Here is a 13678-nt window from a genome sequence, read left to right on the forward strand (position 1 = left end):
GAACAAATATCAAATAGAATCATTCAATTTGGGAGCCACCAATGACAAAGCCGGATGGCATATCCATTATTACCTGTACGCACTTCCCTTTTTACCTGGACAATATCTTCGCGAATTATGCCAGACAAACCTACCCTGTCAAGGAACTTATTATCATCCTGAATGGCCCTGGTATTAATCTTTCCGATTTTTACAAGAGGGCGGAATTGCATCCTCATGTAAGGATCATTCAGCTGCCTGAAAGCTGCTCGGCAGGAACGTGTTTAAATTATGCTGTCAGGCAGACCCATTATCCTTACATCGCTAATTTTGATCATGACGATTATTATGCTCCAGAATACTTGAATGATTTTATGAAAATAGCGCCTTCCAGCGAGGCGGGTGTTTTCGGAAAGAAAACGCACTTCGTCTTTTTTGAAGAGCAAAGAATCCTGGCGCTTTTGCATCCTGGCAGAGAAAACAGCTATGTTGACTATCTTATCGGCTGTACCCTTTTTATGAAAAAAAATATTTTTGAAAAAGTACAGTTTATTGATGCCAATATTGCGGACGAACAATTTGGTGCAGACTGTACCAAAAACGGCATCAAAATTTATGCGATTGATAAATACAATTTTGCTTATATTCGCCGAAATGATCTCAGCCTGCATACCTACAAATTAGATAATCAGCAATTAATGGAACAATATTGTCAGGTTGTCGCACAGGTTTCTGACTTTAAGCCCTGGGTATTAGGGTCATTTACTTTTCATGCTTGTTGATTACCTGAGCCGGTTCTTGCTGCTGGTCGTCACGAGCTCCACCCGGAAACCTTTGCGGCTTTGCCGGACTGTCGCAGTCATAAATCCGAAGAAAATAAGTAACCACAGCCCGCCGGTCAACAGAATTCCGAGTAAAGTCCTGAACAGAACGGGCCAAAATAACGGACGGCTGAGAAAATACAATCCACTGAGCAGTCCTGACTGTACATTCCATTCGAAGGTGACCGGCGGAAGCATCTGAAGCGCTGAGACCAACTCAGCAGGAGGGAATAAATAGCATAGACTTAAACCCAGAATAAGGATGAAACAAAAATTGATCAGATACATCATTAGCGAAGCACTTGGCGATATCCGCATTTGTGGCTTGTCCGGATTATAGCGGCAGTTCTTGATGGAATAATACAGCCCGATGGCACTGGAACCCAGGCTTAAGAAAATCGCCGCCAGCGCCAGGATAAGCGTTAAGCTCGTTGAAACTCCGACTGCCAATGAAGTGCCAACCAGAAGAGCCTCCATCAATAGTAACGTGGGAAGCACGGCTGCAGTTAATTTCCCCCAGACGACAGGCCACCCTGCCAGGGGCACACTATTTAGCAGCCAGTCGGACTCTCCTTCCCTGCCAAACGCCTGCAAGGCCAAATTGCCGCTGAACATAATCGTGTACATGATAAGAACCATTACCAAACTGGATACACTCGATGCCGAAGCATTGAACAGAAACTGAACCACAAAGAAGGCCATAATGATCAGAGGGATCAAATAGCTAAACCATTCTCTGGTATCCCTTTTCAAGGTTAGCAAATCTTTTTTGGCCACTGCCCACATGCCTGCCCACGTCGAGGCCGGCAAGACTACTGCTTCCTGCTCCTGGCCAACAGTCCCGAAGAAAATCTTTTCCTGTTGGCGGTTCGTCGTATCAACGCTGGAAACTGAACGTTTTTTGCGCCGTCTTCCGCCATCTCCCTGGCTGATGGAAATGAAGCCCTGCCGGAATCCCCGTTCCAAAAGAATCAAGGCAATCAAAAAAAGAAACGCACTGAAAATAAGGATCAGGAGGCTCCATCCCAGCCCCGTGGCAAAGCTGTCGGTTATTCCGCTGGTTAAAGCAAGTGAACCCCATCCCCACGGGAAAAAATTCATGACGTGAATCAGCTGCTCTTTGCCTGCCAGCATGGTCCCAATATCCAAGTTACCTTGGCTTCCCAGCATCATTCCCGGAATCTGAAACACTAACGCGATCAAGACACCTGCCAGCCCTCCCATGAGTCCGACGGCTTCTTTGCTCCTGTGAGGCGGAACAATACGCATGACCAAAAGGTTCAGCAGTTCGGCCAGGGCTGTCCCGCTAAGCCATAAACCGCAGCCTGACAGGAAAACAAGAAGATAATAGGATGCTTTGGCCTCAAAAAGCAGACCGCAGAACACCCCCGGCAAAAAAACAAACAAGAACGCAACTAAAAGATTGCTCACAAGTACAGAGACTGTTTTTACGGCAAAAACGACCCGGAGAGGAACCGGTGCCATGAAAAGAAGTTCCAAATCTTCGGACATATACAGCGCTGCAAAAGCTGCCGTAAGACCAAAGAATATCTGGCTGGCCAGTCCCACCAGAAAGAACAAGGAGAGAAAACCCTGAACGGTCTCAGGCTGCATTGATTTCAACATTCCATAGGATATGGCCCCCATGGAAATCAGAAAACTCAAAAACACAATCATCAGGATACCCATTCCGATGAAAGTTCTCTTTCGTTGATGTTTCAGCGTGTTAAGTGTCACCCGCAGCTGATTTGTTAGCAGCAGGACAAAATCCTGAACAAACGACTTTTCCGCAGGCGGGGTATCCAGAGGCGGCGGTATGATCATTTTCACCGTTTATTCCTCCTCCAGGCTTTTGATTAATTCAGCATTCTCACGGACTCCGGTAAGTTCCAGGAAAATATCTTCCAGGCTTTCCCCACCGTGCCCAACTTTTTGCCGGAGTTCTTCAGGGCTGCCCTGCGCAATCAGCATGCCATCTTTCAGAATACCGACCCGATGGCACATTCTCTCGGCAATCTCAAGAATATGGGTCGAAACAAATACCGCAGCACCCTGCCGGGCCATCTCCTGAAGAATATCTTTGAGGAGGCGTGCGCTGGCCGGGTCAAGACCCACAGTCGGCTCATCCAAAAGAATCACCTTAGGCTGATGAATTAAGGCCCCCGCCAGAACAACCTTTTGTCTCATACCGTGAGAGTAACCCTCCAATAGCTCATCTGCACGCTCCATGAGACCGAACATTCCTAAGAGCTGCTCAGCCCGCTCTTTGGCAATGCCTTTTGGGACTCGGTATAGGGCTGAAATAAGGTGCAAAAATTCACGGGCTGACAGTTTGTTATACAATTTTGGCTGGTCCGGTACATAAGCCATTAAGGCTTTGGCCTGAGTGGGCTGCCTGCGGATATCGTAATCACAGATGGATATCTCCCCCTCGCTGGGATCCAGCAATCCAGTAAGCATTTTAATCGTTGTTGTTTTACCGGCACCGTTCGGTCCCAAGAAACCGAAAATCTCTCCGCTTCTTACCTCCAGGTTTAGATCGTTGACAACCGGCACTGAACCATACCTTTTGGTTAAACGATTTGTTCTGATCAAGACCCTTTCCATTGCGTACCTCCTGCTAACTTTTTGGCTTAAGACCTATTCATAAATTGAAGGTTAAATCTCGCTCCTCACTCTTCATTATAGTAATCGTGCCCTTGTGATACTGTTCTTTCCATATTTCGCGTTAACTTGATCAATCACTTTTGTCAGGTTTCCCATATCTTTTTGAGATTCATCAAACAACGTCAGTTGCTCAGTTTGATCCGTTAAGTTATTCAAGGTAATTCCAATTAGTCTAAGCGGCTGATTCATGGAGAGCCCGCGTAAGAGCGTACAGGCTTCATGGTAGATCAGATCATCCAGATCTGTGGCCTGAGGGAGGGTGCTGGAACGGGAGAGGGTCCTGAAATCTGGATAACGTGCTTTCAGCGTGATTGTTTTCGCTCTCAGCGCATGTTTGCGCAGGCGTCTTCCGACATCCACCGCCAGCTTCAGCAGCTCTTTTTCAAGTACGTCAACATCAGCAATATCTGATGAGAATGTCGTCTCCCTGCCAACGGATTTCGCCATTCTGTCGGTTTCTACGGAGCGGTTGTCAATACCTCGGGCGAGTTCGTAAAGCTGTTTGCCCAAGGCACCGAATCGTTTCGAGAGAGCACTTTCATCCAAGGCACGCAGATCTCTCACTGTTTTGACCCGAAGCTCATGCAGCTGTTCCGCCGTTTTGATGCCGACCCCCCACACTCTTTCCACAGCCAGAGGATCGAGAAATTCCTGTACTTTATCCGGAGGGACAACGACAAAGCCGTCCGGCTTCTGCAGATCGGAAGCAATCTTGGCGAGGAATTTATTGGGGGCTAAACCCACTGAAGCTGTCAGGCCAAGTTCCTGCCGGATACGTTGTTTGATCAGCACGGCGATATTTTGGGCAAATCCAAAAAGAGCCGTTGATCGCGTAACGTCCAAAAAAGCTTCATCAAGGGACAAGGGCTCGACGAGCGGCGTGTAGGACAAAAATATTTCGTGTATCCGGTCTGAGGCTTCCTGATATTTTTGCATATTAACAGGGAGAAATGCGGCCTGCGGACAGCGTCTGAAGGCCTCGGTCATGGGCATCGCCGAATGAATGCCAAATTTACGGGCCTCATAAGAAGCAGCAGAAACAACACCCCGGCTGTTTGGCTTGCCGCCCACGATAACAGGCTTTCCGAGTAAGGCTGGATGATCTCTCTGTTCTACCGCGGCATAGAAAGCATCCATATCGATATGGAGTATTTTTCGATGGTCTTGCCATTGTTCCATAAATCAATTATACCACTATGCGCCCGGCGTTTTCCATGCCATCCGTGGTGATTGGTGATTCTCGGTCTAATGAATCATCTTGCCGGTTCAGCATGCAGAAGCGCCATATGAAAGTTGGGCTGGAATCATAAAAAGATGACCCCCGCGCAAGACAGAGATCATCTTCTAAGTGCATCACGCCTTTTTAAATTATCCTTCACATAGGGTCGGCTTCATTGGTTCCATCATGTTTTACAGCTGCCTCATTATCCTCAGCTTTTTTCTCTGCTCCTTCATCATTGCTCTGTAACACATTCTCGTCTTCCTTTTGTTTTGGTTCTTCTTGGGAGACCTTTTCTTTGGGGGATGTATCTTTTAAGCTGTCCATTATCGTGTCACTCTGCATACTAATTGTATTTGTAAATTCTCTTGTCAATTCATTCATTATCTTGCGACCTTGTCTAACCATTTTTCCAATTGTTTTTGCAATTACGGGCAAATCATCGGGGCCAAAAAGAACCAAGGCGACAAATAAGATTAATGCAATTTCTGTTAAACCCATTTAAATCACCTCTTCCTCTTCTCGCTTCAGCATTTTTGTTCTTCTTCTTACTACAATATAACCTATCCAAATACTGATTTCATAGAGAAGATACATCGGACCGATGATCAAAACCTGGGTCATCAGATCGGGGGTTGGAGAAAGAACAACAGCCAATATCACAATCACAAAAAAGGCCCATTTTCTATATTTTGCGAGAGCCTGAGGAGATACGACGCCTATTCGAATTAACAGTATCAATACAACGGGCAGTTGGAAAAACAACCCAAAGCTGAGTGCCAAAGTGAAAACAAAATTAATATAGGAAGACTTGGTGACAAATGGTGTTGTATCGATTGCCCCTATCCCTGCCAAAAGTAAAAACTTTAAGCAGATAGGCAGCACAAATAAAATAACAAAAGCTGCACCTGCAAAAAAAAGAAGAAGAGATGAAGGAAAGATGAAATAGAGGTATTTCCGTTCATTCGATTTTAAAGCCGGCAGGATAAAACTCCATAACTGCCATATGATGATGGGCAAAGCTATAACTACACCCGCAATGAGTGATACTTTTAACTTAACCATTAATGGTTCCATCGGTGTTGTCGTAATGAAATGCACCTCACTGAGACCGGACATGGGTATAGCCAGGAAGCGAAATACATAATCACTGAACGCCCATCCCGCTATTGCTCCGATGGCAATCGCATATGCAGAAAATAAAAGCACTTTGCGCATTTCTTTAAAGTGGCCAAAGAAAGACATTTCGTCACTTTGCTTCTTCCTACGTTGCACAGTACAAACCCCTTCCTTTTCCTGATCTAATTAAAACTAATTCTTCCAAATACGGTCACTCAGGAGTCTCTGGTTTAAACATTTCTTTCATTTTATCAGATAATTCCATCTTGCCGTCAGTATCAATGATCAGGCCCCATGCGTTATTCTTTTCGATTAATTGCAAGCCCTTTTCAGGACCTAATACGAAAGCTGCTGTAGCCAAAGCATCCGCCATTATCGGATTCTCCGTGACGACAGTACAACCGCTGACCTCTTTTGAAGGATACCCAGTACGAGGATCAAGAATATGACTGTATTGTATTCCGTCAACAGTAAAAAACCGCTCATAGTTGCCTGATGTATCAATTGTGAGATTCTCCAATTCAACATAGCCAATGATCTGTCCTTTGTTTAAAGGATCTCTAATTCCGATGTGCCAAGGCGTCCCTCCGTCTTTTTTGCCTATGGCATAAATATTTCCGCCTGCCGATACCATCCCTGATAGAATATTACGGCTCTTAAAGGTCTCTAATGCTTTGCTTACAGCGTAGCCCTTAGCAATTGCTCCTAGATCTAAACTCATTCCCTTTTTAACTAAAAAGACAGTCTTTTGTTCTTTATTCAAAATTACTTTTTTGTAATCAACAAGTTGAATTGTTTTCGTAATCTGTTCCTGCGATGGTACAAATTTGTCAGAACTATCCCTTTCTCCAAATTTCCATAATTTAGCTAAAGGTCCTATCGTCGGATCAAATGCACCATTGCTTAAATCCGCAATTTTCAAGGACTGTTCAATAACATCAAAGGTTAGTTCCGATACCGTGACAGGTTGTTCTCCTGCATGAATATTGATAGCGTATATTTCACTATGAGGTGAGAACTTATTAAGCTTGGAATCTAGTTCTTCCATAATGCCGAGAGCTTCAGTTACTGCCTTCTTTGCTCCCCAGCCATGAGCCTCAACATATACTTCTGTGTCAAAAAACAATTTGGTTTCTTGATAATTAACATTACGTTGATAATACTCATAACCTTGCCAAGATGATAAACCGATAATGATTAACAGAAATAATAGTATCTTAAAGCTCTTTTTATGATACATGCTGAACTTATCCTTTATTTGCATTTAAATAACATTTCTATCGCGTTATGCTATGCCTCTTTTATTGTTTCGCTTCCTTCCTTTTCACCCTCAACAGAGGCATCCCTGAATTCCTTGATACCCCCGCCTAAAGCTTTTCCTAATTGGGGCAGCTTTCCTGGTCCAAATATGACTAGGGCGATGACCAAACCTATTACAGCTACAGTTGGGGTAATCATTCCAAAAATTAATTGCATTTTTATCTCCTCCATTTTATATGATTAGTATGAACTCACAAAAACATTAAGAATTCCCCTGCTTATAGATTATCTCTAGATGAAAAGTATTATTCAATACATCCTAAAGTAAATAATAATTGTTTGAAGAGTTAGTGTCAATATTCGCCCACCAAAAGCTCGTAAAAACCATCTAACTGTTCCTGATGTTAAGCACAAAAAATGATTTAAAAAGAGCGTTCCTTATACAAATGGTTATTCAGATCCCGCATTCTCTAGTATGATAGGTTAATTAGGCCAGATACTAACGGCATGGTGTCATTCGCAGCAAAATTTATAAAAATGCTGATAATAGTCTGTAAGGGCTATTACCAGCATTACATCAATTTAGAATTACTCTTGTTTAGGGGGGTACCCCAACATTTAGCAGAGAGCCTTTAACTATTAATGCGTCTGTGGCGCTTGAGCAACCGCCGGATACTTGTACATCTCCGGCCACTCCAGCCACCATCTGTATTTCTCGATGCTTTCTGTACCGTACCCAAACATATCGTCAATTGTTTTCAGCAATTTTGCGGAAGCTTCATTTTTACTTCCAATCCAGGTCCCAGCCTGGTGGAACCAGGAATCCTCCTTGGAGTTCCAGGGGCAGACCTTCATGCACCGTCCGCAGGACACTCCGTCTTCGTTGAGTATCCTGAATTCTGCACATTTTTTCATGTCGCTGTTCCAACGCAGGTATCCGTTATACTCCACAAGATCCGAATCATACGTAATGGATTGGTTTGGACAGTTTTCAGCGCATTTTTTACATACTCTGCAGAAATCCTGGAGGCCAAAGTCAATTGGTTTGTCGGGCGCCAGCGGCAAATCAGTGGTAACAGCAGCAACCTTATGCCGGAATCCCAAGCGGGGATGAATCGAGCAGTCTCCGGTACGGGAAAGCTCCCCCAACCCTGCTGAAATAACTGCGGGCGGCATGACTGCGTTATAGTTAAACGCATGCTGCGCCCGGGCATTATACCCAAGGCTCCGGATATAGGTAGCTAAAATCACTGCGATGTTACCGGTTGCATGATAACTCTTCATAGACATTGCACCGCTGATTCCGTCATACCCAGTGGATCCCAACATGGTTAGAAGATTTTGGTCGACCATCACGACGATGACGTAAGGCAAGCGTTCTGTTACCGGTATGACACATTCTTCTACAGGCTTGGTCATCAAACCAGCTTTATCCGTAAGCTTCTGGGAATAATAAGCATATTCCGGCATCTTGCCGATACCGACTTCATCAGCGCGCAAAAAATAGGCGGCATCTTTAATATGCTGGGACATTTGTTCCGGATCAGGGATCTCCAGTTTTTTGGGAGACGGCTTTCCTTCAACCGCAGCGGGCGGAGCAATAAACATGCCTGCATTGGCTATTGCCGCTCCAAAAGGATGCCTGAAAAAGAAACTCAAAGACGCCGCTTGTGTCTTTTTATTAGGAAGCATCCCCCTGGTAGCCAAATTGAATCCCATATCAGCTTCGCTGAAGTTCTTAACTTTTCCAACTATTTTTGTGGTACCCAACCACTGATCATTGCTTTCTACAAAACGTACTGTAGCACTGCCGTAGTCATGTTCCGGATGAAGTTTTGACCATTGTCCCTTCGCTGCAGCAGTATACTTCAGACTTGCTCCGGCTGCGTTGGCCACTTTAGCCGGAGCTGCGATTGCTCCAATCACTCCCATCGCAGAGGCTGCAACGCCAGCTTTGAGAAAATTCCTGCGGCTTAGCTGAAACTTTTTCTCTTGTCCATCAATCACCGAATTTTCACATCCTATCAAACTTGTAATTCACTTTTATTTCCCGCTTTTTTCACACCAATGAAGCCCAGCAGGCGGGCCTGAACAACGGCAAGAACCACAGATATCCCCAGAAACAGGAATATTGCTGTGCTTGTGGCTTTGACATGTCCAACCGATGCGTTAATGTAGATAAAGGAAACCCCCATCCAGGTAATCCCATACCAGATAACAAACAAGGCCCAATTAACTACTGTTTTCCACATTTGTTCACGTTTAGCACGAGGTTTAATAAATAAAATACCCGCTAAGAATAATACGCCCGCTAAAAAAATTAAGAATGTGCCCATCATTTTCACCTCCCTTTTGATAAATTATGACTATAGGTACATTGTATTTAATAATTTTGAGTGAAGTTTAGTTGTATAACTAAAACGATACATTTGGAAAAAAATTTTTTAAATATTTAGCTAATACCTAAAGGTATTACTGCTAAAACAATTGGTCTATTCACAGGCGTACTAACATGGCTGTAGCCAAATGGAACAAAACAAAAGGCGGTGTTGCAAAACTACTAAAGTAGTTGGCGACATCGCCCTTTTTATATCTATTATTTAATCCCGGACCTGAAAAATATAAGTTTTATGAAAAACAAAAAACTCAAGAAGGTAGGGCTATGCAATGTACAACCGCTTTCGGCAGTTGCGCCCTCCATGGCGCAAATTTCCGCGCTGCGCAATCCGTGCTCCACTTGTCGCTGGATGTACATTGCATAGCCTAGTCTCTGGTTTTATGTAATCGTTCTTTAAGACCCCGAAGGCTCCTTCAGCCTGGATAGAGCGATTTTTTGATTCCCGTCAAGATATTCGGTATAATTTTTGCTGTGTGATTTATTTAGTAGCATAACTAAATTATACAGTATTTGCGGGATCTTCGAGCCCGCATTTGCTATATTTTCAGCAATAAAAGTAGGGCTGTTGCCCTCGAACGATCACGTTTATTGTGCAACAGCCCCTTAATAACAGTGTATCTCATGATTTTATGACGAGTTTGTTAGGCTTCCGCTTTTTCTTTGTTCTATAAGATTCCCAGCATAATCAAATAGCTAAAAACCATTTCCTGTCCCATATCCCAACTCCTTCCAATAGCGGGATCTTGGTCTGCAAGTTCCGGGTGCTGTTTAAGTATATCATTCCAAGAGATTAATAATTTATCTTCCATTACAAAGCGCACCTCCTATTAATAAATACCATACTCCATAACAAATTTATTTACAGCGATAATATTTTCTGATTTGCCATCCTGTGCTGCAATCAGCTCCCTATCGGTGGCGAAAATGTATCCACCGCCGGGGGCCATTATATCCAATATTTCTTTGGCCTTGGCGGTACATTCCTGTTCAGTTCCATATTGCAGTAAAGTCGACGGGAAAAGTCCGACAATGCACATGGTATCTTTCAAACTTTGCTTAATTTCTTTAAGATTTGCATGTTCAAACCAGCCAAATGATTTCTTCGCCGGTAATTCTTGAAGATGATCATAATAGCGTGACCAATCGCCTTCATAGAATCCGAGAACACAGACATTTTGGGCAGCAAAAAAGTCCATCATTTTTTTAAAGGTCGGCCAGTAGAACTTGTCAAAATCCGCCCGTTTCATCATGGTTGGTAAATGCATCGGGAATAGAAGCACTTTGGGAGTCGCTTTGGGCGGCGCCATATGAACCTGTCCCATACCGAACCTCAATATAACAGGCAATAAGGCTTCAATAGCTTCTAAGACTTCCTCCGGGCGGCGGCGCATGTCCCCGAACATTCCTTTAATGCCCCGGTACATATCCGCAATTACATCAATCGGATGAGTGAGTAGTCCATCCACTAAGAGGGGCATTCCCTGTTGAGCAAGCGCACCCGTTATCCCCCCAGATTTTGCTCCATAAATGGCAAAGTGCATGGCACCTCTGGCCAGAGCCACATCTTTCTCGGGAGAAGACTTAGACAATTCAGCAAATTTTCTTGGTAAAATCTTTTCAACAATGAATCTTAACGGATCTTTATTAAATTCGGGATATTCTCCTTCACTCATTATCCCGGCTTGTTCGTCACAATACTGGAGAATATTATCTTTACTTAAATAGTTAAAACTTTTGCTTCCCAGTGATTGGAGCAGAGCGGCAGGCCGTGTAGACACCATATGAAGCATATCTACCGGAATATCAGTGGCTACTTTCGCCATGGCTTTCGCGCATTTATCCAGATCGATATCGACTTGGGATGGAGTATAACCTGCGTAGTAGGCACACCATGTCCCATAAGTGCCAAGCACAGGTACGCGGTCAGCTTGTTCCAAATTTATTGTCTTGAAAATACGGTTCGAGCGTTCTTGATACGGTGTCATTTCGTTGCTCATGATTTATCCCACCCACCTTTGACAAATTTTCACGCCTTCAGCGGCATTCGTTGAAAAACCATCAGCACCTATGCTTTTGCAAACCACTTCATTAACCGGCACGCCGCCGATAATAACCTTGACTTTATTTCTAAGACCTGCATGATTCAGGCCATCCACGGTATCTTTCATGCTATCCAAGGCAAGCGTCAGTACGCCGCTTAAGCCTACTATATCAGGGTTAACTTCTTTCACCTTGTCCACGATTTGGTCAACAGGAACATTGATTCCAAGGTCAACTACTTCGAAACCTGCCGCTTCAGCCATCGACCTGAAGATGTTTTTGCCGATATCGTGAAGGTCTCCAAAAACTGTTGCCAAAACAATTTTTCCGGCTTTTGCTGAAGAATCTGCGCTTAAAGCCGGTTTAAGCTTGTCCATAACACTTTGCAAAACCTCTCCTGCGAAGACCAAGTCGCCGATAAAGTACTCGCCAGAATCGTAACGTTCTCCTACAAGCGTCATCCCCTGTTGACAGGCTTTAACAATTTCTTGGACTTCCGAAGCATTGTCCTCTTTGCTTAGCACTTGGTCAATAACCTTGTTTAACATGTCTTCGTCCAAATCGGACATAGCTTGGGTCATGGCATTCAAATCCACCATTATAAAATCATCCTCCTAATAATTTCTGATACACATTAAATCATGCTAATTAATTGATAGCGGTATCATATTTATACATGTATATCAGAATTATTTTTCTATATTTTTTGATGCTACGAATTACAAATATTTGTTGGCAACAGCCGCTGATAGCACTTATAAACTAACTAATTTCTAACCTCCCGTTCCTGCGATTTAATGTTTAAAGACAGGCCCCGAGAGATCGGGTGGCGTATACTTATATAATTCGGGCCACTCCAGCCACCATTTATATTTATCTATCTGTTCCGTTCCGTACCCAAACATGTCGTCAATAGCTTTCAGCAATTTTGCAGAAGATTCGTTTTGACTGCCTACCCACGTTCCTGCCTGGTGAAACCAGGAGTCCTCTTTGGAGTTCCATGGGCAAACTTTCATGCACCGCCCGCAGCCTTGACCGTTTTCGTTAATTATTCTGAGTTGTGTACAGGTATCACTGTTGAGGTTCCATCGCATATATCCGTTGTACTCGGTCTGATCCATATCAGTCGAAATTGATTGGGTCGGACAGTTTTCCGCGCATTTTTTACATACCCTGCAAAACTCCTGGATCCCAAAATCAATCGGTTTATCTGGCGCCAGTGGCAAATCAGTGGTCACAGCAGCCGCTTTATGCCGGTATCCTAAACGGGGATGAATTGTACAGTCACCGGCCCGGGACATTTCCCCTAAGCCTGCAGATATGAGAACCGTCGGCATTACAACAACATAATTGACAAAATGACTCGCCCGGGCATTATATCCAAGGGCACGGATATAGTTGGCCAAAATAACAGCAATGTTTGCGACCGCATGGTAACCCCTTAGTGACTGCGAGCCGCTAATCCCATCATATCCGGTCGACGCAAGCATAGTTTCCAAGTGTTGGTCAACCATCACGGCAATGACATAGGGCAGCCGTTCCGTTACCGGTTTAACACACTCCGACACCGGTTTGTTCAATAGTCCCGCCGGGTCAACAACCTTCTCAGAATAATATCCGAACTCCGGCATTTTTCCGATAGCGACATCGTCGGCGCGCAAAAAATAGGCAGTATCTTTAATATGTTGTGACATCTGCTCAGGATCAGGTATCGGCAATTTCTTCGGGGCGGCCGGTCCTTCAACTACAGAGTCCGACCCTACTAAAACAACTGTCATCAGCTGTGCCAATGGAAAAGGATGGGTAGGAAGCGCCAAAGACGCCAGCTGTATCCGGGGATCTGGGAGCAGCCCTCTGGTAGCACGATTAAATCCATTATCTGCTTCACTGACATTTTTGATTTTCCCAACTATTTTTGAGGTACCCAGCCACTGATCATTGCTTTCTACATAACGTATGCTGGCGCTGCCGAGGTCATGTACCGGATGCAATTTGGACCATTGTCCTTTCGCTGCAGCAGTATACCCCAGACTTCCTTCCGCCGCATTTGCCGCCTTAGAAGAAGTTTTGACCACTCCAACTGTGCCCAAGGCTATGGCTGCGGCACCGGCTTTGAGAAAATTCCTGCGGCTTAGCTGGGACTTCCTGTTGTGTTTATTAATCATCGTTTTATTC

14 protein-coding genes are annotated in these 13678 nt (G+C 44.3%); 1 reads left to right on the top strand and 13 read right to left on the bottom strand.

What is annotated here, in order from left to right; genetic code table 11:
* Nucleotides 1–41: 41 nt before the first annotated feature.
* Nucleotides 42–761: a glycosyltransferase family 2 protein gene (locus tag AB3489_RS11040; RefSeq protein WP_025205315.1), complete on the top strand. Its 720-nt coding sequence runs from the start codon at nt 42–44 to the stop codon at nt 759–761.
* On the opposite strand, the gene AB3489_RS11045 is transcribed toward AB3489_RS11040, so the two are convergent.
* The 13 genes from AB3489_RS11045 to AB3489_RS11105 all read right to left on the bottom strand — a co-directional run bounded on the left by AB3489_RS11045 (nt 762) and on the right by AB3489_RS11105 (nt 13668).
* Nucleotides 762–2630 carry a hypothetical protein gene (locus tag AB3489_RS11045; RefSeq protein WP_368292919.1) on the bottom strand — a complete coding sequence of 623 codons (1869 nt, stop codon included), beginning with the start codon at nt 2628–2630 and terminating at the stop codon, nt 762–764.
* A gap of 3 nt (nt 2631–2633) precedes the next feature.
* Complete coding sequence (locus AB3489_RS11050) at nt 2634–3407, bottom strand: ABC transporter ATP-binding protein (RefSeq protein WP_019225059.1); 774 nt, start codon at nt 3405–3407, stop codon at nt 2634–2636.
* A 75-nt stretch (nt 3408–3482) separates the two neighbouring features.
* A complete protein-coding gene (gene dinB, locus AB3489_RS11055; protein ID WP_020492161.1) occupies nt 3483–4646 on the bottom strand; it encodes a DNA polymerase IV in 1164 nt (387 codons plus the stop codon).
* Between the two features lie 196 nt (nt 4647–4842).
* Nucleotides 4843–5187: a twin-arginine translocase TatA/TatE family subunit gene (locus AB3489_RS11060; RefSeq protein WP_020492160.1), complete on the bottom strand. Its 345-nt coding sequence runs from the start codon at nt 5185–5187 to the stop codon at nt 4843–4845.
* Nucleotides 5188–5931, bottom strand: coding sequence for a twin-arginine translocase subunit TatC (gene tatC / locus AB3489_RS11065; protein ID WP_368292920.1), 744 nt, complete (start codon nt 5929–5931; stop codon nt 5188–5190).
* An 85-nt stretch (nt 5932–6016) separates the two neighbouring features.
* Nucleotides 6017–7045: an FAD:protein FMN transferase gene (locus tag AB3489_RS11070; RefSeq protein ID WP_368292921.1), complete on the bottom strand. Its 1029-nt coding sequence runs from the start codon at nt 7043–7045 to the stop codon at nt 6017–6019.
* A 50-nt stretch (nt 7046–7095) separates the two neighbouring features.
* The gene (locus AB3489_RS11075) at nt 7096–7281 is read right to left on the bottom strand and encodes a twin-arginine translocase TatA/TatE family subunit (protein ID WP_287895378.1); all 186 of its coding nucleotides are present in this window, start codon (nt 7279–7281) and stop codon (nt 7096–7098) included.
* A gap of 423 nt (nt 7282–7704) precedes the next feature.
* Nucleotides 7705–9072, bottom strand: a complete 1368-nt coding sequence (locus AB3489_RS11080; RefSeq protein WP_368292922.1) for a reductive dehalogenase — start codon at nt 9070–9072, stop codon at nt 7705–7707.
* Nucleotides 9073–9089: 17 nt separating this feature from the next.
* On the bottom strand, nt 9090–9401 hold the full coding sequence (locus tag AB3489_RS11085; RefSeq protein ID WP_368292923.1) for a dehalogenase: 312 nt from the start codon (nt 9399–9401) through the stop codon (nt 9090–9092).
* 727 nt (nt 9402–10128) lie between these two features.
* Complete coding sequence (locus AB3489_RS11090; RefSeq protein ID WP_368292924.1) at nt 10129–10272, bottom strand: hypothetical protein; 144 nt, start codon at nt 10270–10272, stop codon at nt 10129–10131.
* Between the two features lie 18 nt (nt 10273–10290).
* Nucleotides 10291–11460 (bottom strand): uroporphyrinogen decarboxylase family protein, encoded by a 1170-nt coding sequence (locus tag AB3489_RS11095; protein WP_368292925.1) that lies wholly within the window; start codon nt 11458–11460, stop codon nt 10291–10293.
* A gap of 3 nt (nt 11461–11463) precedes the next feature.
* Nucleotides 11464–12102: a B12-binding domain-containing protein gene (locus AB3489_RS11100; RefSeq protein ID WP_368292926.1), complete on the bottom strand. Its 639-nt coding sequence runs from the start codon at nt 12100–12102 to the stop codon at nt 11464–11466.
* A 195-nt stretch (nt 12103–12297) separates the two neighbouring features.
* Entirely contained in the window at nt 12298–13668 is a 1371-nt protein-coding gene (locus AB3489_RS11105) for a reductive dehalogenase (protein ID WP_368292927.1), read from the bottom strand.
* Between the last annotated feature and the right edge of the window lie 10 nt (nt 13669–13678).

Source organism: Dehalobacter sp. TBBPA1, from assembly GCF_040931655.1.
GTDB classification, from domain to species: Bacteria; Bacillota; Desulfitobacteriia; order Desulfitobacteriales; family Syntrophobotulaceae; genus Dehalobacter; species Dehalobacter restrictus.

Coding starts and splice junctions, on each gene's coding strand:
- AB3489_RS11070 (WP_368292921.1), bottom strand. CDS start 7,045: ATGTATCATAAAAAGAGCTTTAAGATACTATTATTTCTGTTAATCATT.
- AB3489_RS11075 (WP_287895378.1), bottom strand. CDS start 7,281: ATGCAATTAATTTTTGGAATGATTACCCCAACTGTAGCTGTAATAGGT.
- AB3489_RS11105 (WP_368292927.1), bottom strand. CDS start 13,668: ATGATTAATAAACACAACAGGAAGTCCCAGCTAAGCCGCAGGAATTTT.
- AB3489_RS11050 (WP_019225059.1), bottom strand. CDS start 3,407: ATGGAAAGGGTCTTGATCAGAACAAATCGTTTAACCAAAAGGTATGGT.
- AB3489_RS11095 (WP_368292925.1), bottom strand. CDS start 11,460: ATGAGCAACGAAATGACACCGTATCAAGAACGCTCGAACCGTATTTTC.
- AB3489_RS11090 (WP_368292924.1), bottom strand. CDS start 10,272: ATGGAAGATAAATTATTAATCTCTTGGAATGATATACTTAAACAGCAC.
- dinB (WP_020492161.1), bottom strand. CDS start 4,646: ATGGAACAATGGCAAGACCATCGAAAAATACTCCATATCGATATGGAT.
- AB3489_RS11100 (WP_368292926.1), bottom strand. CDS start 12,102: ATGGTGGATTTGAATGCCATGACCCAAGCTATGTCCGATTTGGACGAA.
- AB3489_RS11085 (WP_368292923.1), bottom strand. CDS start 9,401: ATGGGCACATTCTTAATTTTTTTAGCGGGCGTATTATTCTTAGCGGGT.
- AB3489_RS11040 (WP_025205315.1), top strand. CDS start 42: ATGACAAAGCCGGATGGCATATCCATTATTACCTGTACGCACTTCCCT.
- AB3489_RS11060 (WP_020492160.1), bottom strand. CDS start 5,187: ATGGGTTTAACAGAAATTGCATTAATCTTATTTGTCGCCTTGGTTCTT.
- tatC (WP_368292920.1), bottom strand. CDS start 5,931: ATGTCTTTCTTTGGCCACTTTAAAGAAATGCGCAAAGTGCTTTTATTT.